At 38.1% G+C, this 26694-nt stretch carries 22 protein-coding genes, 2 tRNA genes and 3 pseudogenes; 1 reads left to right on the top strand and 26 read right to left on the bottom strand.

Features of this window, described 5'->3' with window-relative positions; translation table 11 throughout:
- Positions 1-75 precede the first annotated feature (75 nt).
- From mfd to ACFIL3_RS02585, 22 genes and pseudogenes are all read right to left on the bottom strand, one after another.
- Entirely contained in the window at positions 76-3576 is a 3501-nt protein-coding gene (mfd, locus tag ACFIL3_RS02690) for a transcription-repair coupling factor (protein ID WP_375681816.1), read from the bottom strand.
- Positions 3577-3581: 5 nt separating this feature from the next.
- Positions 3582-3869 carry a succinate dehydrogenase assembly factor 2 gene (locus tag ACFIL3_RS02685; RefSeq protein WP_375611887.1) on the bottom strand — a complete coding sequence of 96 codons (288 nt, stop codon included), beginning with the start codon at positions 3867-3869 and terminating at the stop codon, positions 3582-3584.
- Between the two features lie 65 nt (positions 3870-3934).
- The gene (locus ACFIL3_RS02680) at positions 3935-4615 is read right to left on the bottom strand and encodes an ABC transporter ATP-binding protein (protein ID WP_375638391.1); all 681 of its coding nucleotides are present in this window, start codon (positions 4613-4615) and stop codon (positions 3935-3937) included.
- Positions 4615-5883: a lipoprotein-releasing ABC transporter permease subunit gene (locus ACFIL3_RS02675; protein ID WP_375628078.1), complete on the bottom strand. Its 1269-nt coding sequence runs from the start codon at positions 5881-5883 to the stop codon at positions 4615-4617. The genes ACFIL3_RS02680 and ACFIL3_RS02675 overlap by 1 nt, the downstream gene beginning before the upstream one ends.
- Positions 5884-5894: 11 nt before the next feature.
- Complete coding sequence (proS, locus tag ACFIL3_RS02670) at positions 5895-7220, bottom strand: proline--tRNA ligase (protein ID WP_375628076.1); 1326 nt, start codon at positions 7218-7220, stop codon at positions 5895-5897.
- 203 nt (positions 7221-7423) lie between these two features.
- Positions 7424-9100, bottom strand: coding sequence for a ribonuclease J (locus ACFIL3_RS02665; protein ID WP_375681815.1), 1677 nt, complete (start codon positions 9098-9100; stop codon positions 7424-7426).
- A gap of 45 nt (positions 9101-9145) precedes the next feature.
- Positions 9146-9955 (bottom strand): biotin--[acetyl-CoA-carboxylase] ligase, encoded by an 810-nt coding sequence (locus ACFIL3_RS02660; RefSeq protein ID WP_375613451.1) that lies wholly within the window; start codon positions 9953-9955, stop codon positions 9146-9148.
- Positions 9955-11409: an NADH-quinone oxidoreductase subunit NuoN gene (gene nuoN, locus ACFIL3_RS02655; RefSeq protein ID WP_375638390.1), complete on the bottom strand. Its 1455-nt coding sequence runs from the start codon at positions 11407-11409 to the stop codon at positions 9955-9957. The genes ACFIL3_RS02660 and nuoN overlap by 1 nt, the downstream gene beginning before the upstream one ends.
- 17 nt (positions 11410-11426) lie before the next feature.
- Positions 11427-12896: an NADH-quinone oxidoreductase subunit M gene (locus ACFIL3_RS02650; RefSeq protein WP_375628157.1), complete on the bottom strand. Its 1470-nt coding sequence runs from the start codon at positions 12894-12896 to the stop codon at positions 11427-11429.
- A complete protein-coding gene (gene nuoL, locus ACFIL3_RS02645) occupies positions 12896-14860 on the bottom strand; it encodes an NADH-quinone oxidoreductase subunit L (protein ID WP_375638389.1) in 1965 nt (654 codons plus the stop codon). Before nuoL ends, ACFIL3_RS02650 begins: the two co-directional genes overlap by 1 nt.
- Before the next feature lie 6 nt (positions 14861-14866).
- Positions 14867-15175: an NADH-quinone oxidoreductase subunit NuoK gene (gene nuoK, locus ACFIL3_RS02640; protein WP_273791275.1), complete on the bottom strand. Its 309-nt coding sequence runs from the start codon at positions 15173-15175 to the stop codon at positions 14867-14869.
- A gap of 14 nt (positions 15176-15189) precedes the next feature.
- Positions 15190-15810, bottom strand: coding sequence for an NADH-quinone oxidoreductase subunit J (locus ACFIL3_RS02635; protein ID WP_375611880.1), 621 nt, complete (start codon positions 15808-15810; stop codon positions 15190-15192).
- 94 nt (positions 15811-15904) lie between these two features.
- Entirely contained in the window at positions 15905-16396 is a 492-nt protein-coding gene (nuoI, locus tag ACFIL3_RS02630) for an NADH-quinone oxidoreductase subunit NuoI (protein ID WP_273723184.1), read from the bottom strand.
- A 14-nt stretch (positions 16397-16410) separates the two neighbouring features.
- Positions 16411-17457 (bottom strand): NADH-quinone oxidoreductase subunit NuoH, encoded by a 1047-nt coding sequence (nuoH, locus tag ACFIL3_RS02625; RefSeq protein ID WP_375632259.1) that lies wholly within the window; start codon positions 17455-17457, stop codon positions 16411-16413.
- A gap of 21 nt (positions 17458-17478) precedes the next feature.
- A complete protein-coding gene (nuoG, locus tag ACFIL3_RS02620) occupies positions 17479-19548 on the bottom strand; it encodes an NADH-quinone oxidoreductase subunit NuoG (protein WP_375613455.1) in 2070 nt (689 codons plus the stop codon).
- Positions 19549-19616: 68 nt separating this feature from the next.
- Positions 19617-20921, bottom strand: coding sequence for an NADH-quinone oxidoreductase subunit NuoF (gene nuoF / locus ACFIL3_RS02615; protein ID WP_375681814.1), 1305 nt, complete (start codon positions 20919-20921; stop codon positions 19617-19619).
- A 129-nt stretch (positions 20922-21050) separates the two neighbouring features.
- Positions 21051-21741, bottom strand: a pseudogene (nuoE, locus tag ACFIL3_RS02610) (NADH-quinone oxidoreductase subunit NuoE).
- Positions 21741-22931: an NADH-quinone oxidoreductase subunit D gene (locus ACFIL3_RS02605; RefSeq protein WP_375613457.1), complete on the bottom strand. Its 1191-nt coding sequence runs from the start codon at positions 22929-22931 to the stop codon at positions 21741-21743. The pseudogene nuoE and the gene ACFIL3_RS02605 overlap by 1 nt, the downstream one beginning before the upstream one ends.
- Before the next feature lie 121 nt (positions 22932-23052).
- Complete coding sequence (locus ACFIL3_RS02600) at positions 23053-23664, bottom strand: NADH-quinone oxidoreductase subunit C (protein ID WP_375613458.1); 612 nt, start codon at positions 23662-23664, stop codon at positions 23053-23055.
- 14 nt (positions 23665-23678) lie between these two features.
- Positions 23679-24260 carry a NuoB/complex I 20 kDa subunit family protein gene (locus tag ACFIL3_RS02595; RefSeq protein WP_375621224.1) on the bottom strand — a complete coding sequence of 194 codons (582 nt, stop codon included), beginning with the start codon at positions 24258-24260 and terminating at the stop codon, positions 23679-23681.
- Complete coding sequence (locus tag ACFIL3_RS02590; protein WP_375632253.1) at positions 24251-24616, bottom strand: NADH-quinone oxidoreductase subunit A; 366 nt, start codon at positions 24614-24616, stop codon at positions 24251-24253. Before ACFIL3_RS02590 ends, ACFIL3_RS02595 begins: the two co-directional genes overlap by 10 nt.
- A 298-nt stretch (positions 24617-24914) precedes the next feature.
- Positions 24915-24991 (bottom strand) — tRNA-Asp (locus ACFIL3_RS02585).
- A 173-nt stretch (positions 24992-25164) separates the two neighbouring features.
- On the opposite strand from ACFIL3_RS02585, the gene ACFIL3_RS02580 reads away from it, so the two are divergent.
- Positions 25165-25240: transfer RNA gene (locus tag ACFIL3_RS02580), tRNA-Val, on the top strand.
- Between the two features lie 44 nt (positions 25241-25284).
- On the opposite strand, the pseudogene ACFIL3_RS02575 reads toward ACFIL3_RS02580, so the two are convergent.
- The 4 genes and pseudogenes from ACFIL3_RS02575 to ACFIL3_RS02560 form a co-directional block, all read right to left on the bottom strand.
- A pseudogene (locus tag ACFIL3_RS02575) lies at positions 25285-25708 on the bottom strand (XRE family transcriptional regulator).
- Positions 25709-25757: 49 nt separating this feature from the next.
- Positions 25758-26147 (bottom strand): AAA family ATPase, encoded by a 390-nt coding sequence (locus tag ACFIL3_RS02570; RefSeq protein WP_375628066.1) that lies wholly within the window; start codon positions 26145-26147, stop codon positions 25758-25760.
- A gap of 8 nt (positions 26148-26155) precedes the next feature.
- A complete protein-coding gene (locus ACFIL3_RS02565; protein WP_375628064.1) occupies positions 26156-26395 on the bottom strand; it encodes a hypothetical protein in 240 nt (79 codons plus the stop codon).
- Between the two features lie 2 nt (positions 26396-26397).
- Positions 26398-26694, bottom strand: a pseudogene (locus tag ACFIL3_RS02560) (hypothetical protein); the annotation flags it as partial.

Below are 26694 nucleotides of genomic sequence, written 5' to 3'. Positions count from 1 at the left end.
TTATTATAAACTTAAATTTTATTCAGAATGATTTTATAAAAATGAGTAACAGTTCTGAAACAATAAAGAAATTTTTTAAACAGAATGTTGTTCTGCCATTTCGACAAGCTGTGTCATAATATTCGCTGCTCCAACAAGCCTTTCATCCGCTGAGGACCAATCACGAATAAGAGCAATACTTTGATCTGGTCGAATTTTTGCCATTGAACCTTGTTTTCCCACCCACTGAACAAGAGCAACACTATTTGCGAAATAGTTATTACGAAACTGTATGACAATCCCCTTTGGTCCAACATCTAATTTCTCTACATGTGCTTTTCGACACAATGTTTTAATATGAAAAACTTTAAGAAGATGTTGAACCTCAAGGGGCAAAGGACCAAAGCGATCAATTAACTCCGCTGCAAATTCATCAATTTGTTCTAAACCATCAAGTTCTGTTAAACGACGATAAAGTCCCATACGTAATGATAAGTCAGGCACGAAACTTTCTGGTATCATCACTGTTGTACCAAGGGAAATTTGAGGTGACCATTGCTTATCTTCATTTAGCTCTCCATCTTTTAATTCAGCAACAGCTTCTTCAAGCATTTTTTGATAGAGTTCAAATCCAACTTCTTTGATATGCCCCGATTGCTCTTCACCTAAAAAATTGCCTGAACCGCGGATATCCATGTCATGGCTTGCCAATTGAAAACCGGCCCCTAAGGTGTCAAGAGATTGTAACACTTTAAGACGGCGATCAGCAGCAATTGTTAAAACTTTACCAGCAGGAAATGTAAAGAGAGCATACGCACGTTGTTTTGAACGTCCTACCCTACCACGTAACTGATAAAGGGCAGAAAGACCAAACATCTCAGCACGATGCACAATTAGGGTATTGGCTGTTGGAATATCAAGACCTGATTCAATAATGGTTGTTGAGAGCAGCACATCATATTGTCCATCATAAAATGCATTCATGATATCATCAAGTTGTCCAGCCGGCATTTGTCCATGAGCCACAACGAATTTCAGTTCTGGCACATGTGTTTTGAGATATTCTTCTACAAAAGCCAGATCAGAAATACGAGGACAAACATAGAAACTTTGTCCACCACGATAATATTCTCGAAGCAGGGTCTCTCGTATAACAAGTGCATCAAAGGGTGAAATAAAAGTACGAACCGCCATTCTATCAATGGGGGGGGTTGTTATCAATGAAAGTTCACGTACACCCGATAAAGCTAACCCTAAAGTGCGTGGTATGGGAGTTGCTGAAAGTGTGAGAACATGAATATCACTTTTAAGCTCTTTTAAACGCTCTTTGTGTTTGACACCAAAATGCTGTTCCTCATCAATGATAAGAAGACCTAACCGTAAAAAATTAACTGCATCACTTAATAATGCATGGGTTCCAATGACAATATCGATTGTACCATCTGAAACACCTTTTTTTACTCGTGCAAGTTCTTTCGCTTTTACAAGCCTCGAAGCATGTCCAATTTTAACCGGTAATCCTTGAAAACGCGAAATAAATGTTTTGTAATGTTGACGTGAAAGCAAAGTTGTCGGTACAACAACAGCAACCTGATATCCATTTAATGCTGCAACAAAAGCACTTCGAATGGCTACTTCAGTTTTTCCAAAACCAACATCACCGCATATCAAGCGATCCATCGGCTTGCCTGAGGCTAGATCGTCCAAAACAGCATCAATTGCATTCATTTGATCTTCCGTTTCTTCATAGGGAAAGCAAGCAACAAACTCATCAAATGGTCCAATTGGTGGAAGTAAAGCAGGCGCAGCACGAGTCATACGCTCTGCAGCTATACGGATTAATTGCCCTGCCATTTCCAATAAATGTTTTTTAAGCCGAGCTTTACGTGCCTGCCAAGCAACACCTCCTAATTTATCTAAAGTTACCTCTGTTCCTTCTGAGCCATAACGTGAGAGAAGCTCAATATTTTCAACAGGTAAAAAGAGTAAATCACCTCCAGCATATCTAATTTCAAGGCAGTCTCGTAAAATTCCAGTGGTTCTGATGGTTTTAAGACCAACAAATTGGCCAATACCGTGGTCGATATGCACAATAATATCACCAGAATTTAAAGCAGAAATTTCAGAAATAAAATTTGTATTATTCTTACGCCGCTTTGGCGATCTTATAAAACGATCGCCAAGGATATCTTGCTCTGCTATAATAGCCAAATCTTCAGCCACAAAACCATGTTCTATCATGATAACAGCTGCTAATATGCGATCCCGAGGTGTTGCTTTGACAGTTTGCAAAGATTTTGCAACATCTATTTTTTTCAATCCATGCTCATCGAGAACTTGTAACAAACGATTGAGAGATCCTTCACTCCAACACGCTAAAAGCACTTTTTTACCAGCAGCGCGTAAAGATGCGATATGATCAATAACACTTGAAAAAACATTTTTTTCCTGCGCATTACGCTCTTTTACAAAATCATATCCCTGTTTAACATGTGCGTGAATAATAGTTTGTTCCAAACTTTGTGGAACATTAAAAGGAGAAAAATCAATACGCTGTGAAGATTGTTGCGCACCTTCCAAAACACGCTCTGGCGTTAAATAAAAAAGACTAGGATCTATTGGATGATAAGAAGTAGAATTTTTTTCATCACTTTCGCGCTCTTTGCGCGCATTATAATAGTCTTCAATAAGACGATAGCGCTCAATGAAGACTTCTTCTATGAGATGCTCAAAAACTATCGGTAAGTTGCCACAATGATCAAAAAAGCTATCAAGGTTTTCATAAAAAAATGGAAGCCAATGTTCCATACCGGCAAAACGCCGACCTTGAGAAATTGCTTCATAAAGCATGTTATTTTTTTGTGATACACCAAATGTACGGGTATAATTGCTTTTAAAACGACTGATGCGTTCTGGTGTAAGAACAACCTCACTCATTGCCTGTAATAAAAGTTCAGTTTTTTGGCCTGTTGTCCTTTGACTTTCTGGATCAAATACGCGGATACTTTCTAGGGTATCTCCAAAAAAATCAAGGCGTAAAGGTTCAACATCCATCGGAGAAAAGATATCAAGTATTCCTCCTCTTACAGCAAACTCACCAACATCACGGACAACCGTAACGCGTTCAAAACCATTGGTTTCTAGAAATTGAATAAGATTTCCCATGTTATTGCGCTGGCCAACACGTGCGTGAATAAGCTGAGCTTCTATCATTTCACGAGGAGGCAACTTTTGCATAATTGCATTTGCTGTTGTTAATATAATTGCAGAATATGGATCTTTCCGTAAATTTGCTATGTGTGCCAATGTTGATAGTCGACGTGCCATAACAGCAATTCCTGGTGATACGCGATCATAAGGCAAACAATCCCATGCAGGAAATTGAAGTACGGGTAAATTGGGTTCAATAAAATTTAAAACTTGTTGTAAATGCGCAATTTTTGTTCCGTCACGGACAACATAGATGAGCGGTTTACCTTGTGCAATTTCTGAACTTAATTTAGCAAGCGCAAAGGCTTCAAATCCATCAGTAACGCCATCTAAAATCATACGAACAGAATTATTTTTGGGAATAACAATTTTTTTAAATATAGGCATCGGGATTAATAACTTAAGCAAGTACGATAATTGGCAATATCACGGAAAAGTGGACTATCAACTTCAGAGGGGGGCAAAATTTCTCCAGTAATCCATGTGAGTAAATCACGATCATCAAAAGACATAATATACTCAAGCTCAGAGAGCGTTTTATCATTCATCCCAGTAATATGAGCATCGACATAATGTCCAAAAATGAGATCCATTTCACGAATACCGCGATGCCATGCACGAAAAATCAATCGACGACGACGAGCATCTAATTGATTTTTGTCAACGACAAAAACTGTCATAAAAAATCTCCTTTAATAAAGTAATATAAACTATTCAATTAGTCGTATAAAATTTTTACCTTGCTTTAAGGAAGTTCTATAATCTTTTGTTCTTTAAGTGTAATTCGACGATGCATTTGCTTAGCCAAAGCGTAATTATGTGTTGCAATAAGAGCAGAAAGACCAGACTGACGAACAAGGATAGATAAAGCTTGAAAGACATAAGTTGAAGTTACTGGATCAAGATTTCCTGTAGGTTCATCAGCCAAAAGAACCGAAGGGCCATTTGCTACTGCACGTGCAATAGCAACACGTTGTTGTTCTCCTCCCGATAACTCTGAGGGACGATGGTTCGCACGATGAGAAATACGCAGATACGTCAATAATTTGCGCGCACGATCTTCTGCTATAGATTTTTTTAATCCTGCTATCATTTGGGGTATCATGACATTTTCTAACGCCGTAAACTCTGGAAGTAAATGATGAAATTGATAAACAAAACCAATATCATTTCGTCTTATAGCTGTTCGCTCACTATCAGAGCGCTTTGCACAAGAAACACCCCGTAACATCACATCACCAGCTGTTGGTTTTTCTAATAATCCAGCAATATGAAGAAGTGTTGATTTTCCAGCACCAGATGGTGCAACAAGTGCGACAAGCTCTCCACGATTAAGAATAAAATTCGCTTTATCTAAAACAATGAGTGGCTTATGACTCTCGAAAAAGTGTCTTTCAATCTCTACAAGCTCTAAAATAGCTGTCATTATTCATACCTCAAAGCTTGTACGGGATCTAGCTTAGCAGCACGCCATGCCGGAATGAGAGCAGCAAGAAACGACAAGAATAAAGCCATCATAGCAACCAAGATGGTCTGTTTCCACTCAATTTGTGCAGGCAATTTTGTTAAAAAATAAAGTTGAGGATTAAAAACGTCGACATTAAATAACCAAGATATAAAATCTTGGATATGATTAATATTCGCGGTCGCGATAACACCTAAAACTAAACCCAATATAGTTCCAATAAAACCAATCATCATTCCTGTAATGATAAATATACGCAAAATCGCACTCTGTTGAGCCCCCATCGTGCGTAAAATTGCAATATCATGACTTTTATCTTTTACAAGCATAATCAGCCCTGAAATAATATTTAAAGCAGCAACAAGAACGATCAGAGAAAGAATGAAAAACATAACATTTCGTTCAATCTGTAAGGCTGAAAAAAAAGCCTGATTGCGTGTACGCCAATCAATTAAATAGACCTGTTGTTCAACTACTTTTTCTACAACAGGTTTTATTTGATCAACAGCATCAGGATCATTTAGAAATAATTCCAAAGACTGAACCTTATCTCCCAAATTAAAAAACATTTGTGCTTCATGGAGAGGCATAAAGATAAATATTGAATCATATTCAGACATACCAACTTCAAAAATAGCAACGACTTTATAAGCTTTCACACGTGGGGTAACGCCAAAAGGAGTCTCATCACCATCTGGAGTAATAATACGAATATCTCTTCCAACTGTCAGTCCTAATTTTTCTGCTAAGCCACTTCCAATTGCAACACCTTCTTCTTGATCAAACCGAGAAATCGATCCTAATTTAATGTTTTGAGAGACTGTTTTAAGCTTTTCTAGATCTTGTTTGCGCATACCACGAACTAACGCGCCAGAGCCACCTTGAACTTCACCTTGAACAAGCGCTTGACCTTCAATAACAGGTAAAGCAAACTTCACACCATTTGTAGTTTCTAAAGAAGAAATAAGAGTCTTATAATCAGAGAAACCAGAATCAACTGTTTGAATAATAAGATGCCCATTCATACCAAGAATACGATTGAGAAGTTCTGTACGAAAGCCATTCATCACCGCCATAACAACAACCAGAGCAAATACGCCCAACATAATCCCAATAAGAGAAATAATTGAAATAACAGATGCAACGACATGTTTTTTATTGGGAATCATATAACGAAAAGCGATCATCCACTCATAAGATGAAAAGCATTTTTTTTTCAGCCTCTTCATAATATTTCCTATTAAATTATAGAAAGTTGGCTGAGCACATCTTCAACCTTTAGAGATTTTTTTATTCCTGTTTTTCGATCTTTAATTTCAACTTCATTTTGTGCAATACTGTTAGGACCAACAATGATTTGCGTTGGCAAACCAATCAAATCCATTGTTGCAAATTTTGATCCAGGGCGTTCATTTCTATCATCTAATAACGGATCAAAACCAACCTTCTTTAATCCCTGATAGAGAAACTCACATGCCTGTGTGCATTTTTCATCATCGGGCTTCATATTGATAATCCCAAAATCAAACGGTGCCATAAACTTTGGCCAAATAATACCATTTTCATCATGAGAAGCCTCAATAGCGGCCGCAACAAGACGCGAAGGCCCAATACCATAAGATCCCATAGAGACCACATGCTCTTTTCCATCTTGTCCCATAACTTTTGCTCCCATTGGAGCAGAATATTTAGTACCAAAGTGGAAAATATGCCCTACTTCAATACCACGCGCTGAAAGACGATTATGATCAGAAACTTTAGCCCACTCCTCTTCATTATGCATTTCTTCCGTTGCTGCATAAAAAGATGTCCATTGCTTAACAATATCATCTAAAACAGCTTTATCACTAAAATCGATTGAACTATCAGGAACGGTAAGTTCAAGAAATTGTTTATCACAGAAGATAGCACTCTCTCCTGTTTCAGCCAAAATGATAAATTCATGACTGAGTTCCCCCCCTATTGGACCTGTATCTGCACGCATAGGAATTGCTTTTAAGCCAAGGCGAGAAAAAGTGCGTAAATAAGCAACAAACATACGATTATAAGATGTTTCAGAGCCTTCATAATCAAGATCAAAAGAATAAGCATCTTTCATTAAAAATTCTCGTGCTCGCATCACACCAAAACGTGGACGAATTTCATCACGAAATTTCCATTGAATATGATATAAATTAAGCGGAAGATCTTTATAAGAACGAACATAAGAGCGAAAAATATCTGTTACCATCTCTTCATTGGTTGGACCATAAAGTAAATCACGCTTTTGACGATCTTTAATGCGGAGCATTTCCAAACCATAATCATCATAACGACCGCTTTCACGCCAAAGATCAGCAGACTGAATTGTAGGCATCAATATTTCTATTGCACCCGCACGTTCTTGCTCTTCACGAATAATTTTACAAACTTTATCAAGCACTTTTTTTCCCAAAGGAAGCCAAGAATAAATCCCTGATGTTTGTTGTCGAATCATTCCAGCGCGCAACATGAAGCGATGAGAAACAATTTCTGCTTCTTTAGGATTCTCTTTTAAAAGTGGAAGGAAATATTGAGAAAGACGCATTGAAATAATTAACTCCTAATCAGATCTATCATATCGGAACAATTTATCACACCCTCTATTCATCTATAGCCGCATTCTGAATACTTGCAAATATAACGATCTTATCATTTAAAAATTTATTGTGCTTTATTCTCTATTTTTCTTATTTAGCAATAAAATAAAAATGCTCTTCTCTTTTTAAATAACGTAATAGGAAAGTTCTTTTATTTTGACCGATGTAAAAAAACTGTACAGATAGGTTTTTTTTGCCAAATTTCATGAACAGCCGCTCTTACTGCACGTCGTGTTGCCTCTCGAATAAGTTCATTATTTTTCTGTTTCATGCGTGGGGTATTATAAACTGTATTTTCTACGATATCTAAAAGAATATCTTTTAAACTTTCCCCCTTTCCATTACTTTCAGGTAACCCGAATGTTGTTAGACCTATATCCCCTAATAATTCATGCTTACTATTTATATGGAGAGAAATAGTAACATGACCAGCATAACTTAGTTTGCGGCGTTCACGAATCCCTAATTCATCTTCATCTCCAATTAGGCAACCATCCTTATAGATGCGGCCAACAGGAACTTGATCAATAACTTCTACAGGCTCTGGTGCAAGACGTAACATATGGCCATTTCTGATATCCATAACAGTTTTAATACCCGCTTGACGTGCTAAAGTTGCCTGAGCCTTAAGATGCATTGCTTCCCCATGTACAGGGACAAGTATTTGTGGCTTTATCCAATCATACATCTGTAAAAGTTCTGAACGACGGGGATGACCTGAAACATGAACAAGTGCATCTTCATTCGTAATAATTTTAATACCCAAATCAATGAAACGATTTTGTACCTCAATAATCGCTTTTTCGTTTCCTGGAATACTTCGTGATGAATAAATAACGGTATCACCAGTGGAAAGTGCAATATTTTTCATTCCATCACGTGACAGTTTAGCCAAAGCAGCACATGGCTCACCTTGGCTCCCTGTGACAATTAAAACAAGATCTTTTCGCGAGATGTAGCCATAATCATCTTCCGTTACAAATGGTGCTAAACCATTCATATAACCAAGCTCTTGTGCAACCATAATACTTCGCTTAAGGGAACGCCCAATGACAAGCACCTTACGTCCAGCAGCTTCAGCTGCAAGAGCAATAGAACGTATCCGACCAATATTAGAAGAAAAAGTTGCTATCGCAACGCGCCCTTCAGCTTTAGAAATAATCTCTGAAAGACTGGCTTGAACTTGCTGTTCTGAAGGAGAGATACCATCCCGACATGCATTTGTGGAATCACAAAGTAATGCTAAAACACCTTTTTTGCCTAAAGCACGAAATCTTTTTTCATCGGTTACAGCCCCGAGTGAAGGGGTATGATCAATTTTCCAATCACCAGTATGAATCACAGTCCCCAAAGAGGTTGTAATTGCTAAAGATACAGATTCTGGTATTGAATGGTTAACGGCTATAGCCTCTACAGCAAAGGAACCTACCTGAAAACAATCACCAGCTTGAAAAATATTGAGTAAAATTTTTTGAGATTCAAAATCTAATTGTTTTTTAGTTTCCAATAATCCTGCCGTAAAAGGCGTACAGTAAATCGGCACTTGTAACTTTGGACATAAATCAAGAACGGCCCCATAATGATCTTCATGTGCATGTGTTAAAACAAGACCCCGTATATTGTGTTTTTCACTTTCTAGAAAACGAATATCAGGCAAAACAAGATCGACACCTGGTAATTCAGAACCAGCAAAACTAATCCCCATATCAACCAGCAGCCATTCACGAAGATATTGGGGACCAAATCCGTAAGCAGCTAAATTCATCCCTATTTCACCTACACCTCCCAGAGGTAAAAAAACAAATTCACATCTATTGGCTGCAACCATAAACATCTCCCAAATCATTAAGGTATCTGATGATAAAATAATTTTTCAATAACGGCCTGCATTAACAGAATCAGCCAAACCAAAATGAACATCCCCAGCTGTTATAATGGCTGTCTGACCGTCTTTTCGCTTTATGATGCAGTTAAAATCACTATCAAGACCATCAAAAATACCCTCAATGACTTTTTCATCATTCACCACTTTGACATGTTTCCCAAGATGAGCGGAATATAAAAGCCATTTTTTTCGGATTATTTCACATCCTTTTGGTTGTTTCCAAAGAAGGTAATTTTTAGAAAAACACTCCGTCAAAACCGTAAATAATTGTTCTGCATCAATACGCAACCCGATATTCTTTAAGCTTGAAGTGGAATAGGGCGCATCTTCATAATTATATTTCACATTTATTCCAATCCCAATAACCAAGGCATATTGTTGTGATGACAATTTTAAAATCTCAAGCAAAACTCCAGAGCTTTTTTCTCCTCTGAGCAAAATATCGTTTGGCCATTTTAAGCTCACAATATTGTTTGTCTGCTTTTCCTCTTTTATCAATTGTTTTATTGCCTCTGCCACACTTACTCCAGCAACAAAACCAAGTTGAGCCGCAGTTTGATGAACAATATCATCAATTAATAAAAGACTAGAATAAAGGTTCCCTTTTGGACTAGACCAAGTCCTCCCTCTTCTTGCTCTTCCCTGTGATTGTTCTTGTGCAACAATCCAAAGATTACCTTGATGACCAGTTTGCGCTTTTCGTTGCGCAATAAGATTTGTTGAATCAACACTATCGTACGCTTCAACAGTGTATCCCTGTTTTTGTGCAAAATCTGATAAAGTATAAACCATATTCATTAAAACAATGCTGTTGCTGCTTTTTCTGCTAGCTCAGCGAACCAAACTCCAAAAAGCGCGTAAAATAAAATAAAGAATACAGAAAGACCAAGACAAAATTGAAGCTCTTTCGATAAAGCAACAAAATGCGCTTTTGCATCATCAAACCACATAATTTTAATGACTCGCAAATAGTAAAAAGCCCCAACTACAGACGCTATCATCCCAACGACAGCAAGTGGCGTAAGTCCAGCGTGGACAGCAGCAGAAAATGTATACCACTTTCCAAAAAAACCAGCCATAGGAGGTATGCTTGCTAAAGAAAAAAGCTGTATTGTCATCACAACAGCCATAAACGGATTCGTCTTTGCTAACCCTGAAAGATCATAAATATTTTCAACATTTCCATTCTGAGAGCGCATTCCAAGAATAAAGGCAAATGAACCAAGCGTCATTCCAAGATAAATAGTCATATAAAGGATAACGCTTTTTATCCCAAGCATATCTCCAGCAGATAAACCAACAAGTGCATAACCCATATGACTGATCGACGAATAAGCCATTAAGCGCTTAATATTATTCTGACCGATTGCAGCAAAAGCACCCAGTATCATTGATGTAATCGCCATGAACACCAAAATTTGTTGCCATGCAGGCATCACGTTATCAACACGCCCTAGGGGAATAAAGGTCACCACAATAATACGGATGATTAAAGCCATTGCAGCAACTTTAGGGGCACCAGCAAAAAATGCTGTAATCGGTGTGGGCGCTCCTTCATAAACATCAGGTGTCCACATATGAAACGGAACAGCAGAAATTTTGAAAGCCAAACCAGCTAAAATAAAGACAATTCCAAAAATGACCCCCAATTGTACATTTTTGCCCTTTAAAGCAAGAGCAATTTCGTGAAAACCAATTTGACCGGTAAAACCATAAAGCAAAGAAATACCATAAAGAAGCAACCCTGAAGATAATGCTCCTAAAACAAAGTATTTTATACCGGCTTCAGAAGATTTTACATTATTACGATTAATCGCTGCTAAAACATATAAAGCTAAAGATTGCAGCTCTAACCCCATATAAAGCGACAGCATATTACCCGCTGAAATCATAAACATCATTCCAAGGGTTGCTAAAAGAACAAGTACTGGAAACTCAAATATATTAAACTTTTGTGCATTGGCAAAACCAACAGACATGATAAGAGAAAAGAGTGCACCAATAAGCATTAAAATTTTCATATAACGACTAAAGGAATCGATAACGAGCGCATTGGTTTGAAATGAACCATTTTTCGGAAAAACTATAAGAATAATAATGGTTGCCACAAGAAGTGCCATAGCTAAACCTGTCACTGTTAAAGAAGCACGTGTATTGGAATAAACACCAATCATAAGCAGCACGACAGCTCCTAATGCAATTAAAAGCTCTGGAAGAATTAAGACTAATTGCGCTATTATTTCAGTTTGCATGTGCATTCTTCCCTTATCTAGTGCAGTTTATTGATGAGGGTTTCTACGGAAAACGCCGTTGCCTTAAGAATAGGCGTTGGATAGATACCAAAGAATATTGTAAGAATAACCATTGGATAAAGGAGGAGTTTTTCTCTTAAAGAAAGATCTATTAATACTTTTAAATTCTCTTTATCCAAGGAACCAAAAATCACACGCCGATAAAGATAAAGGGCATAGGCTGCCGATAAGATAACACCTGTTGTTGCTAAAACAACAACCAATTTATTTACTTGAAAAACACCTATTAAGGTTAAAAATTCACCCAAAAATCCTGAGCTTCCAGGCAAACCAACATTTGCCATGGTAAAAATTAAGAAAACAACAGCATATTTAGGCATATTATTCACTAAACCACCAAACGCTGAAATTTCACGTGTATGCAAGCGATCATAGATAACCCCAACACAAAGAAACAATGCTGCTGAAACAATTCCATGGGATAGCATCTGATAAATAGCCCCTTGTATCCCCTGTTCATTCACAGCAAAAATACCCATCGTTACATATCCCATATGCGCTATTGAGGAATATGCAATAAGTTTTTTGATGTCACTTTGAACAAGTGCAACCAGTGATGTATAAATAATAGCGATAAGCGATAATGTGAAAACAAAAGGCGCAAAATCTGCTGAAGCGATAGGAAACATAGGTAAAGAAAAACGAAGAAAACCATACCCACCTAATTTAAGTAAGACACCAGCTAAAATAACAGAACCCGCTGTCGGTGCTTCTACGTGAGCATCAGGGAGCCATGTATGAACTGGCCACATTGGCATTTTAACTGCGAAAGAAGCAAAAAATGCAAGCCATAGCCATATTTGCATATGAGCAGGAAACTGATAATTGAGTAAAGTTGGTATATCAAGTGTCCCAGCCTCCCAATACATAACCATAAGAGCAACCAGCATAAGCACTGAACCAAGTAAAGTATATAAGAAAAACTTTATACTTGCATAAACACGACGTGCTCCTCCCCATACACCTATAATGATAAACATTGGAATGAGGCTGCCTTCAAAAAAAACATAGAATAGCATTGCATCAAGAGCACAAAAAACACCAATAATCGCAACTTCTAGAAGAAGAAACGCAATCATATAGGCTTTTAATCTCTCTTTAACATTCTCCCAACTTGCTAAAATACAGAAAGGCAAAAGAAAAGCCGAGAGAACAACAAAAAGAATAGAAATACCATCGACCCCCATATGATAGCTAATACCACCCCCTAACCAACTGGATTTTTCAACCATTTGAAAATTTTGGTTGCTAGAATCAAATCCTATCCAAATAATTAAAGAAATAATAAAAACAAATAGAGTCGTAAAAAATGCGACATTACGTATATTATGGCGTGCTACTTCACTATCATCTTTGATAAACAAAATCAGAAGAACACCAACAAGCGGCAAAAATGTAACCGTAGAAAGAATAGGCCAATCGGTCATTAGTTTACGCCCCCGATCATCATCCATGTAATGAGCAATGCAACGCCGATAAGCATTGCAAATGCATAGTGGTAAAGATAGCCTGTTTGCATTCGAACAACTCTATTTGTAATATCAACAACACGCGCTGCAATACCATTGGGACCTAGACCATCAATAATCTTACCGTCTCCCACTTTCCAAAGAAAAGAACCAATTCTAAAGGTAGGACGAACAAATAAAAAGTTATATAATTGATCGAAATACCACTTTTGGTAAAGAAAGTGATACACTCCTGGCATAATACGCGCCATTTTCTTGGGAAGAGAGGGAGCCACAATATAAAATAAATAAGCCAACATAAACCCAAGAATCATTGCTATAAAAGGCGACCATTTTACCCAATTAAAAACATGGTGAGCATCATGAAGAATATGATTATGGCTGCTTGTAAACAATGCTCCCTTCCAAAAAGCATTATACAAATCACCAAAAAAGTAAGGTTGGAAAACGACACCAGAAAATATTGCTCCAATAGATAAAAGAAAGAGTGGAATCAACATAACTGGAGGCGATTCATGAACATGATGCATCACATCAACTGTTGCCCGTGGTTTACCATGGAATGTCATAAAGATAAGTCGCCATGAATAGAAACTTGTTAAAAAGGCAGCAAAAACAAGAAGATAAAAAGCATATCCTGAAGCAATATTATGAGATGCAAAAGCAGACTCTATAATCGCATCTTTTGAGAAGAAACCTGCAGTCCCGAAAAGTGTTCCTGGAATTCCAACTCCGGTCAAGGCAATGGTCCCGACCATCATCATCCAATAGGTGATCTTTATATGTTTGCGTAACCCACCCATTTTTCGCATATCTTGTTCATCAGACACAGAATGAATCACAGAACCTGCACCAAGAAACAATAAGGCTTTAAAAAAAGCATGCGTAAAAAGATGAAAGACAGCAGCGCCATAAGCTCCAACACCTAATGCCACAAACATATAACCAAGTTGAGAGCATGTAGAATAAGCAATAACACGCTTAATATCATTCTGCACCAACCCCACAGTTGCTGCAAAAAACGCTGTTGTTGCACCAACAATAATAATCACGGTCAAAGCAGTTGAAGAAAGTTCAAAAATTGGCGACATACGCGCAATCATAAAAACACCAGCCGTTACCATTGTAGCGGCATGAATAAGCGCTGATACAGGGGTTGGCCCTTCCATTGCATCAGGCAGCCAAGTATGTAAAAGAAATTGTGCGGATTTTCCCATCGCACCAATAAATAATAAAAGACATGTAATGGTAATTGCCGTCTGCCCATCAAATTGCCAATCTAAAAATGTCATATTTTGTATAAAGCTCTTGTCGGCAGCTTTTGCAAAAATAGAGGCAAAATCAACCGATTGGAACAAAACAAAAATACTAAAGATTCCTAAGAGAAAACCAAAGTCTCCAACACGGTTAACTACAAAAGCTTTCATTGCGGCCTTATTAGCAGAATCGCGCTGAAACCAAAAACCAATGAGTAAATAAGAAGCAAGTCCGACACCTTCCCATCCAAAAAACATCTGAATCAAATTATTGGATGTGACCAACATAAGCATCATAAATGTAAACAAAGAAAGATAAGAAAAAAAACGAGACCTTGAAGGGTCATGGTGCATATAACCAATTGAATAAATATGCACTAATGCCGAAACACTATTCACAACAATAAGCATGACAGCTGTTAATGCATCAACATGTAAAGCCCAATTAAAGCTTAAGTCACCAACAGTCATCCAATGTAATACCAATACATCAATCGCTGGAATATGACCAAGTGCAGTACTGAAAAATGCTATCCACGATAATATGGCAACAACAACCATAAAGCTACATGTTATCAATTCACTCGCACGATCTCCTATCGTTTTTCCACCTAGTGCAGCAATTAAAAAACCCAAAAGCGGAAGAAAGACAATCGTATAATACATCACTGGTTAGCCTTTCATTACATTAACATCTTCAACCGCAATGGAACCACGATTACGGAAAAAAACGACCAGAATTGCTAAACCAATGGCAGCTTCAGCAGCTGCTACGGTTAAGACAAATAAAGCGAATACCTGACCAACGAGATCATGAAGAAATGCTGAAAATGCAACAAAATTGAGATTAACTGAAAGCAATATAAGCTCAATGGACATCAAGATAATAATCACATTTTTTCTGTTGAGAAAAATTCCAGCAATACCAATTGTAAACATCAAAGCAGAAACAGTGAGATAATGTGTAATATCAATATACATCTGCATAGCCCCCCTTACATACCTTTGCCTGATTCAACTTGTTTGATTTCAATGGCACTTTCTACCGTTCTAGAAACTTGCTCCGCAATAGATTGCCGCTTTACTCCTAATTTATGACGAAGTGTTAAAACAATAGCTCCAATCATTGCAACCAATAAAATCATTCCAGCAATTTGAAAATAGAAAACATAATCCGTATAGAGAATATCACCTAATGCTTGTGTATTTGTTCGCTGCGCTAAATCTGGCATTGGTTGCGTAACATGCGTTCTCAAGACTGGAGAAAAATAGCTACTCATAAAAACAACAATCAATTCTACAGCGATAATAACACCAATAAGAGCTCCAATAGGAGCATACCGAAGAGTTCCACTCTTTAACTCAGCAAAATCAACGTCAAGCATCATAACGACAAATAAAAATAAAACAGCGACAGCTCCAACATACACAACAAGCAGAATAAGCCCTAAAAACTCTGCTCCTGCAAGTAAAAACAAAGCTGCTGCATTAAAAAATGCGAGGATTAAAAACAAAACAGAATGCACTGGATTGCGTGCTGTAATAACAATAACTGCACTTGTTAGCATAATAAAAGCAAACAAATAGAAAAATGCCGCCGCTAGATCTGTTAGCATAGGCTTCTCCTTAATTATTCAAACAATTGGTATAAACTTCATACCAGATTACAATTTATCGGAAAAATATCCGACACCTCATTTAACGATACACTTAACGATAAGGCGCATCCATCAATATATTTCGAGCAATTTCTCGCTCCCAGCGATCTCCATTCAATAAAAGTTTTTCTTTATCATAATAAAGTTCTTCACGTGTTTCCGTCGCAAACTCAAAATTTGGACCTTCGACAATAGCCTCAACCGGACAGGCTTCTTGACAAAAACCACAGTAGATACATTTAACCATGTCTATATCATAACGGACAGTTCTACGTGTACCATCATTGCGCCGTGGACCAGCTTCAATTGTAATCGCTTGAGCAGGACAAATCGCTTCACATAATTTACAAGCAATACACCGTTCTTCACCATTTGGATAGCGACGCAATGCATGCTCACCACGAAAACGCTGAGATACAAAACCTTTTTCATAAGGATAATTAATCGTGGGTTTTGGTGAAAAAAATTGACGCATAGCTAAGAAAAAAGCACTCACAAATTCCAATAGAAGAAGTGACTTTGCCGCCTGAATAAAACCTGACATCGTAAAATCTCCTCTTAAACGAAATCCGTAAACTTTAAAAAAGCAGCAGTTATCACAACCATTGCTAGTGAGAGAGGAAGAAAAACCTTCCAACCAAGCCGCATGAGCTGATCATAGCGATAACGTGGAACAAATGCTTTAACCATAGCAAACCAAAAAAATACAAAACAGACTTTTAAAACAAACCAAATGATACCAGGAACCCAATTAAGCCACCAAACATCTAAGGGAGGCAGCCAACCGCCTAAAAATAGAATGGTTGTTAATGCGCACATTAAAACAATCGCAACATATTCACCTAGAAAGAAGAGCATGTAAGGCGTTGAAGAATATTCTACCATATGACCAGCAACAAGTTCGGATTCTGCTTCCACCAAATCGAATGGAGGACGATTTGTCTCTGCAAGCGCAGAAATAAAAAATATAATAAACATTGGAAAAAGGACCAACCAATTCCAATCGAGAAAACTGTTAAAAGGAAGACCAAGAGTTGTACCAAGCCCGTGCGTTTGTTTAAAAACAATTGTTGTGAGATCTAACGAACCACTTATTAAAATGACAGTCACAAGCACAAAACCAATGGAAACTTCATAAGAAACCATTTGTGCCGCCGAACGAAGAGCTCCTAAGAAAGGATATTTTGAATTTGATGCCCATCCCCCCATAATAACACCATAAACTTCAAGAGATGAAATGGCTAAAATATAAAGCAAGCCAACATTAATCTTTGCAATCTCCCAACCCTCATTGACAGGAATAACAGCCCAAGTTGATAAAGCAAGTGTCGCTGAAACAAAAGGAGCCAAAAGAAAAACACCCTTATTTGCACCTGCAGGGATAATAGGCTCCTTAACAACAAATTTAATTAAATCTGCAAAAGACTGTAACAAACCCCATGGTCCAACAACGTTTGGTCCACGACGCAATTGTACCGCTGCCCAAATTTTTCTATCTGCATAAAGAAGATAAGCAACTAAGACCAAAAGAACGACCAAAAGAAGAAGTGTTTTTCCGATTATAATGAGTAATGGCAACAGCCAAGTCATAAAGAAATCATACATCATTATTCCTTTTCCTTTGCCTTACTTTACTGTTTGTGTAGCACGGTTTTTTGCAAGAGATGAACATTCAGCCATAACAGCAGAAGCACGTGCTATCGGATTTGTTAAATAAAAATCTTTAACCATAGAAGTAAATGCTTGACTCTCGAGAGAAACCATTTTTGAACCAAGCGCCTTAAGACCACTTATATCAGAAGGCACTATATCATCAACAGCACAAAGGTGTGGATAATCATTAAACAAGCATTGCCTTAATTGAGAAAGAGAATCAAAAGGGAGCTTTTGTCCTAAAATATCCGATAAAGCACGCAAAATAGCCCAATCTTCTTTTGCTTCACCTGGAGCAAAACCAGCCCGATTTGTCATTTGAACACGTCCTTCTGTATTCACATAAAGCCCTGATTTTTCAGTGTAAGCAGATGCAGGCAAAATAACGTCAGCAGCATGTGCACCATTATCACCATGGCTCCCAATATAAACTGTAAAAGCTTTTGTATTGGCTAATTCTACTTCATCAGCACCAAGCAAAAATAGAACTTCACAGGTTTTAAGTATATTTGCAACCCCAAGCTTAGAAGTAAAGCCTATGTCCAACCCTCCAACAATCGAAGCTGCATTATGAAGAACCCCAAACCCATTCCATGTCTCACTAAGAGCACCTATATTATCAGCTAATTTAGCAAGACTTTTTAAAACAGATAAACCTTCACTTCCTGAAACCGCTCCCTCTCCGATAAGAATAAGGGGCCTCTTCGCTTCTTTTAAGACATTAAAAAAAACATCCTCTCCACGAATAAGTGTCGTTAATGTATCACTCCCAGATCCAAGGTAAGAATAAGGATAACGTAAATCGACTTTCTCTCCAATTAATGCAATAGGAAAATTGCCCATCCGTTGGCGCTTTAAAATACGCGCATTTAAAACAGCTGCTTCATGACGTGGATTAGATCCCACAATAAGCAGTGCATCAGCCTGTTCAATACCTACAATTGTAGGATTAAAAATATAACTCGAGCGCCCAAACTCTGGCGATAAAGCCCCTCCTCTTTGACGACAATCAAAAAGCGTTGAGCCCAAAGAACTCAATAATGCTTTAAGGGCATACATTTCTTCAACAGAAGCAAGATCCCCCGCAATGGCTCCAATTTTTTCTGGAAAAATTTTAGAGATTACCATTTTAATTTTTGCAAAAGCTTCTGTCCAACTGACAGGTTGAAGCTTTCCATCTTTGCGTACATATGGCTTATCAAGCCGCTGAGTCCGTAATCCATCCCAAATAAAACGCGTTTTATCAGAGATCCATTCCTCATTTACATCTTCATTCGTACGCGGCATAATCCGCATAACTTCACGGCCGCGGCTATCAATACGGATAGCACTACCAAGCGCATCCATCACATCAATCGATTCCGTTTTTACCAATTCCCACGGACGGGCATGAAACGCATAAGGTTTTGAAGTTAGAGCTCCCACTGGACAAAGATCAATAACATTTCCCTGTAATTCAGATGTCATAGCTTTTTCAAGATACGTCGTAATTTCAGCATCTTCACCACGACCGATCAAACCAAGCTCAGAAATACCTGCAACTTCCGTTGTAAAACGAACACACCGTGTACAATGAATACACCGTGTCATAACAGTTTTGACAAGAGGTCCAATATATTTATCTTCTACAGCACGTTTATTTTCTGTATAACGAGAACAATCTCGTCCATAAAGCATTGCTTGATCTTGAAGATCACACTCTCCCCCTTGATCACACACTGGACAATCCAAAGGATGATTAATGAGAAGAAATTCCATAACACCTTCACGTGCTTTTTTTACCATCGGTGTATTGGTAAAAATCTCAGGTGCCTCACCGTTAGGCCCTAATCGTAAATCACGAACCCCCATAGCACAAGAAGCCTGAGGTTTTGGTGGACCACCCTTAACCTCAACTAAACACATACGACAATTTCCAGCAATTGACAAAGATTCATGAAAACAAAAACGTGGAATTTCTGCCCCAGCCGCCTCAGCAGCCTGAAGCAACGTGTAGTAATCAGGAACTTCAATCTCTTTGCCATCAACTTTGATATTTATCATCACCCATCCAACCTGCGGATAACCCACTTAAAATTTGCATTCGGTCGTTCTTAAAACAAAATCCTTTATTAAACCGCTTCTAAAGCAATATTTTTGCTTTGGACTACATTTCGCGTGTATTCATCAATTCTACGCTCGATTTCTGGACGAAAATTACGTATCAACCCCTGTACAGGCCATGCGGCAGCATCACCAAGCGCACAAATAGTGTGTCCTTCAACCTGTTTAGACACTTCAAACAAAAGATCAATCTCGCGTTTTTGCGCTCTTCCCTCAACCATACGCTCTAAAAGACGCATCATCCATCCCGTCCCCTCACGACACGGTGTACACTGACCACAACTCTCGTGCTTGAAAAAAGCAGCTATACGCCAAATTGCCTTGATAATATCGGTTGATTTATCCATAACAATCATTCCCCCTGTGCCAAAAGAAGACCCGACATCTCGCATCCCATCAAAATCCATGATCGCATCGATCATATCCTCACCACGAACGACTGGACAAGAAGCCCCCCCTGGAATAACTGCTAAAAGATTATTCCATCCACCACGAACACCACCCGTATGTTTTTCAATTAATTCACGGAATGAAACACCAAGAGCGTCTTCAAATGTACAAGGTGCATTAACATGCCCTGAAACCATAAATAATTTCGTTCCAACATTATTTGCTCGTCCGATTGATGAAAACCACGAAGCACCCCGCCGCAAAATCGTTGGAACAACGGCAATAGACTCTACATTATTTACTGTTGTTGGACAGCCATAAATCCCCATATTGGCAGGAAATGGTGGTTTAAGCCGAGGTTGTCCCTTTTTTCCCTCAAGACTTTCAAGAAGAGCTGTTTCTTCACCACAAATATAAGCACCCGCTCCATGATGAATAACAATATCACAAGCATGCCCATATTTCGTTTTTTTGCCAAGTAAACCCGCATCATAGCATTCATCAACCGCAGCTTGAAGCGCTTCACGTTCACGAATATATTCACCACGAATATAAATAAAAGCAACATTGGCTCCCATAGCAAAAGTAGCGATTGCACATCCTTCAATCAAAGTGTGGGGGTCATGACGTAAAATATCACGGTCTTTACAAGTTCCAGGTTCAGATTCATCGGCATTGACAACCAAATAATGAGGACGCCCATCATTCTGCTTTGGCATAAAGGACCACTTCATTCCAGTAGGAAAACCAGCACCACCACGACCGCGTAAACCCGATGCCTTCACTTCATCAATGATCCAATCACGACCTTTGTCAATCATTTCTTTCAGACCATTCCAATGCCCACGCAACATCGCAGCCTTTAATGATTTGTCTTTTAAACCATAAATATTGGTGAAGATACGATCTTTATCAGCTAGCATACCCCACCTTTTTTTCTATTACCCATAGCATTTTCTGCTTTTCCTCAAATGCAATTTTTAAATATCTTTTCAAGATTTCTTACTTTTCGTTAAATGTTGCCATCATGGGTAGAATAATAAAATATTTTCTCAAGAAAAATACTTAATTATGTTCCCCATTCTTTCCTTATCCTTTTTTGGTGAAGACTTGAGAGATCTTTTTTTCTTTCTCATCATCAATAAGAGAAGTTAAACCACTAATCGGTTCCGACGATTTACGACTATTTTGCGGACCAACCTCTATCTCAGAACCCTTACCTGCTTCAAATGCATCAATAATTTCTTCAAGGCGTTCAGCTGTAAGATCTTCATAAGTATCTTTAAAAATCATAACCATCGGAGCATTCACACAAGCACCAAGACACTCCACCTCTTCCCATGATAAGGTTCCATCCTGATTGGTCGCAAAAGGTTCATGATGAATTTTTTTCTGACAAACTTTAATCAATTCATCAGAACCACGTAACATACAAGGCGTTGTACCACAAACTTGAATATGCGCTTTTGTTCCAACAGGCTTAAGCTGAAACTGAGTATAAAAAGTAGCAACTTCTAAGACACGGATATAAGCCATGGAAAGAATCTGAGCAATATGCTCAATCGCAGCACGTGTCACCCAACCATCTTGCTCTTGAGCACGCATTAATAATGGAATTACAGCAGACTGCTGACGCCCTGCAGGATATTTTTTTATGGTATTTTTTACCCATATCTGATTTTCTTTTGTAAAAGAAAACTCAGCGGGCTGATAAACATCATCTGCAAGACGGCGTACGGACATTAGCGATCAACCTCCCCAAAAACAATATCAATCGAACCCAAAATAGCTGTAGCATCTGCTAACATATGACCTCTGGTTAAAAAATCCATAGCTTGGAGATGAGCAAACCCAGGAGCACGCAACTTGACACGATAAGGCTTATTGGTTCCATCAGAAACAAGATAAACACCAAACTCACCCTTCGGAGCTTCCACAGCAACATATACTTCTCCAGGAGGTGTATGAAAACCTTCCGTATAGAGTTTAAAGTGATGAATCAGTGCTTCCATCGAGCTTTTCATTTCACTCCGCGTCGGTGGTACAATTTTGCGATCCAAGCTCGAAACTGGTCCATTTTTTTCAGTACTCAGTAAACGTTCCACACATTGGCGCATAATTTTCGCTGATTGACGCATTTCTTCCATACGAATAAGATAGCGATCATAACAATCGCTATTTTTACCTATAGGAATATCGAATTCCATTTCATCGTAACATTCATAAGGCTGACTTTTACGCAAATCCCATGGAACACCAGCTCCACGAATCATAACCCCAGAAAAACCGCGTGCCCAAGCTTCATCAATACTTACAACGCCAATATCCACATTACGCTGCTTAAAAATCCGATTTGGGGTCACAAGCGCGTCAAGTTTTCCGAGAGAAACAAGAAATGGATCAATAAAATCACCAATATCCTCAACTAAAGATTCTGGTAAATCTTGATGCACGCCACCAGGACGAAAATAATTTGCATGAAGACGAGCACCACAGGCACGCTCATAAAAAATCATCAATCTTTCACGTTGCTCAAATCCCCAAAGCGGTGGTGTTAAAGCACCAACATCCATTGCCTGTGTCGTTACATTAAGCAAATGATTAAGAATACGCCCAATTTCAGAAAACAAAACACGTATTAATTGCCCTCTTTTAGGAACTTTTATATCTAATAACTTTTCAATAGCAAGAACAAAAGCATGTTCCTGATTCATAGGAGCAACATAATCCAAACGATCTAGATAAGGACCAGCTTGGAGATAAGTCTTTGTTTCCATTAATTTTTCAGTACCGCGATGCAACAACCCAATATGTGGATCTACACGCTCAACAACTTCACCGTCCAGCTCCAGAACCATGCGCAAAACCCCATGCGCGGCAGGATGCTGCGGACCAAAATTGATATTAAAGTTTCGAACATTGACCTCAGCCACAATCAACCCCTTGCTTTTTAAAAAACTTCATATCAAATATCAAAAAAATCTATCACGCTAAAAAATATTTAATTATTTAAGAAATACAGTACCCTAATATAATGCCTTATCAAAACCAATATTATTTTTTTTCATCTGCTTTCCCATCACATGGCAAAGTATACTGTCCTCCTTCCCAAGGAGAAAGAAAATCAAAATTACGCATCTCTTGGCGCAAAACAACAGGCTCATAAATCACCCTCTTTGCTTCATTATCATAACGGCATTCAACAAATCCTGTCACAGGAAAGTCTTTGCGTAAAGGATATCCTTCAAACCCATAATCTGTTAAAATCCGTCTCAAATCCGGATGTCCTGAAAATAAAATCCCATACATATCATACGTTTCTCGTTCATACCACTCTGCACCAGGATAAACCGTACAAGCTGAAGCAACAGGAGTATTTTCATCTGTACGAACTTTTACACGTAAGCGTAAATTCTCACGAGGAGATAACAATTGGTAAGAAACATCAAAGCGCTTATCGCGAGAAGGATAATCCACACCACTAATGTCTGTAAGATTAATAAATTGACAACGAGAATCATCACGAACAAACATTAAGACATCGATAATTGCATCAAGACGTGCCACAATGGTCAATTCACCAAAAGCAAGAACAGTCTCTTCAAGCTTATTTTTTAATTTGTTTTCCAAATAAGCAGCAAGCTCAACCAATGTTTCATCCACCATGACAAGAAAACTCTCTATCGCTCTATGGATCCGGTACGACGGATTTTTTTCTGTAGCAACAATATGCCGTATAATAATGCCTCTGCTGTAGGTGGACACCCTGGGACATATATATCGACAGGCACGATACGATCACATCCCCGCACTACTGAATAGGAATAATGATAATATCCCCCACCGTTTGCACATGATCCCATAGAAATCACATAACGTGGCTCTGGCATCTGATCGTACACTTTTCTTAAAGCAGGAGCCATCTTATTTGTTAGAGTACCTGCCACCACCATCACATCTGACTGGCGGGGTGAAGCTCGTGGTGCATATCCAAAACGCTCATTATCATAATGAGGCATTGAGCACTGCATCATTTCGATAGCACAACAAGCCAAACCAAAACTCATCCACATTAAAGAACCGGTACGTGCCCAAGTAATCAAAGCATCTGCCGAGGTAACTAAAAAACCCTTATCTGACAATTCAGCATTGATATCACGAAAAAACTCATCTTCAGATCCTATCAGCCCACCAGTATTTGGATCAATGATTCCTTTTGGTTTTGGAGCCTCAATCGTTGAATTATTATATCTTAATTCCATTCAAGGGCTCCTTTTTTCCATTCATATATAAATCCAATAGTCAAAATCGCTAAAAACGCAATCATCGACCAAAAGCCAAACATACCTATTGATTCGAATGAAACAGCCCAAGGAAAAAGAAAAGCAACTTCAAGATCAAAAATAATAAATAAAATTGATACCAAATAGAAACGAATATCAAACTTCATGCGTGCATCACTAAATGAATTAAACCCACATTCATAAGCCGATAATTTTTCAGGATCGGGAGAACGATATGCTACAATGTAAGGTGTAATCAACAAAACTCCAGCAATAACCGCTGATATAATAATGAAAATCAAGACTGGTAAATAAGAGCTCAATAAATAAGCCATAACCCTCTTCCATCATAACGAAATGCCTGAGTTTAACACAATGATTCAATATTGCGTGACCAAACAGACAAATTTAACAATCGCTCTATTAACTCTATTCATACTGCTTCAAAGGCATACAGAGCGATACTTTTCTTATCGGCATAGGTAACGCAGAGCAAAGAAAGACGCAAGCCCTATTCTTATAAACCATATAAAAAGAAAGAAAAAACATATTTATTCCCCGATCAAACACTCCACCACATTACTCATAGCATATGGATATTTTAAAAAGGAAATTTCATAAGGAATCACGAAATGGCGCGAGTGACGGGGCTCGAACCCGCGACCTCCGGCGTGACAGGCCAGCACTCTAACCAACTGAGCTACACCCGCGCATTTTTTTCGAACCAATTTAATTTGGTACAAGCGGTCGTGTAAGGGGTTCATGCGTTCATGTCAAGAAGGATTATGCATTTTTTAAAAAAATTATCAAATCCCATCTTTATTCTTGCGTTTAGAAAAATTCTTCCTTAAATAGTCTCCATTCAATTGCTGATCATTGCATTGGGCGATTAGCTCAGCTGGTAGAGCGCCTCGTTTACACCGAGGATGTCGGGAGTTCGAGTCTCTCATCGCCCACCATATAGCTTTATATTCCTATTAAGTTTTTGGAATTCATATCTTTTTTACTGCGAGGGATGCCTTAATAAAGTTAAGGGAATAGGGTTTTCACTATTTCCTTTACAAAGCGTATTCTTTTTGCCAGCTTTCTCTAACAATTTTTTAATAGTTCTAAATCTTTTCTTGTGAAATAATGTTTATCAGTCTAGCAAACATACCAACAGCTTCACATCTAAATGTATCAGAAGACTTTATAGTGAAACTTTTACAACAAGCATCCGATTCTCTTCTCAAAATTTCTGCTGTCTCTTGATCTAAACCATAAAGCTCTATGATCTTTTCCTCCAGTCCTACAGGAACAGATTTTTTGCTAATCTCGACAGAAGATAAAAATCCTACAGATATGTCTAATTTCTTAGCCATATCTAAGAGGCGTTCGGAGTGATCAATGCGAAGTTTCCGTAAAATTTTACCAAAGGGTGTTAGCATTTAAATAAAACGCGTAAGGGTATAAGCTTTACGGCATAAACTGAGAAAATTATCCACCAATAATATGTTTCACGCAATCAGCAATGTGATTTACTTTCTTTGCATTAGCAGCAACTCCATTAAATTTTTTTATAATCCAATCAGCTCCTGTTCCAAGGTGTGTAATCCATGTTTTTTGAACAATAGGCTCAACAGCCCTCACAGTTTCTTCAGGAGATATAGTTAATTCCAGAAATCTTTCACAAACAATTCGAGGCGCTTCAAAATCATTTGCTTCATTACGTACGGTAAACAAATTATCCAAATTATCGTCGTTAATAAGATAAGGGGAATGCGTCGAATAAATTACTTTATTGCCCTTTATGCTCGATAAAGTTTGTAAGGAGCTTAATATTTTTCTCTGTGGATGAATATGTAAATTATTTGCTGGCTCATCCAATAAAAAAATTATTCCATTTTTGCTTCTATGCCTGCGAACTTCTGTAAGGACTTTAAAACAAAAAAACCAACGAAACCCTTTACTTCTCTCATGTAAATAAAAAAGAGGTTATTTACTTTAATTTGTAAACAATAATCTACAAAACCACTATTAGATTTTTCTATTATACAATCATCAAAAAGGCTCTTCCCTTCAGTAATATCCACCCAACCTTCTTTCACTACTGACTTCAAATAACCATTGATCAATCCTATACGCTGCTTAACAGCATCGTTGTCATCACAATTAACAATATCTTCCTGAAAACTAATAGCAAGATTTTTTTCTTATTTTGTTCACGATGAGATGTGCCATAGCGCCATGTACACTTATCGCTCGCATCTCCAAGGCAAGTATGGGAGCTTATGGGATTCATGATCACTCTCAACCATTCTGTCCAAACGTTACTGCCAGCAGGGAGTGTCCCGTAGGTATAGCCATTGCCGCCAATAATTCTGCTGACAAAGTCGTATCTATTCCCATCAAAGCCAACAATGGTTTGTTTGCC

This window comes from Bartonella sp. CE47NXGY, from assembly GCF_042195415.1.
GTDB lineage: Bacteria > Pseudomonadota > Alphaproteobacteria > Rhizobiales > Rhizobiaceae > Bartonella.
Note: the sequence above shows the minus strand (reverse complement) of the source record. Positions and strands in the feature narration are given on the sequence as shown.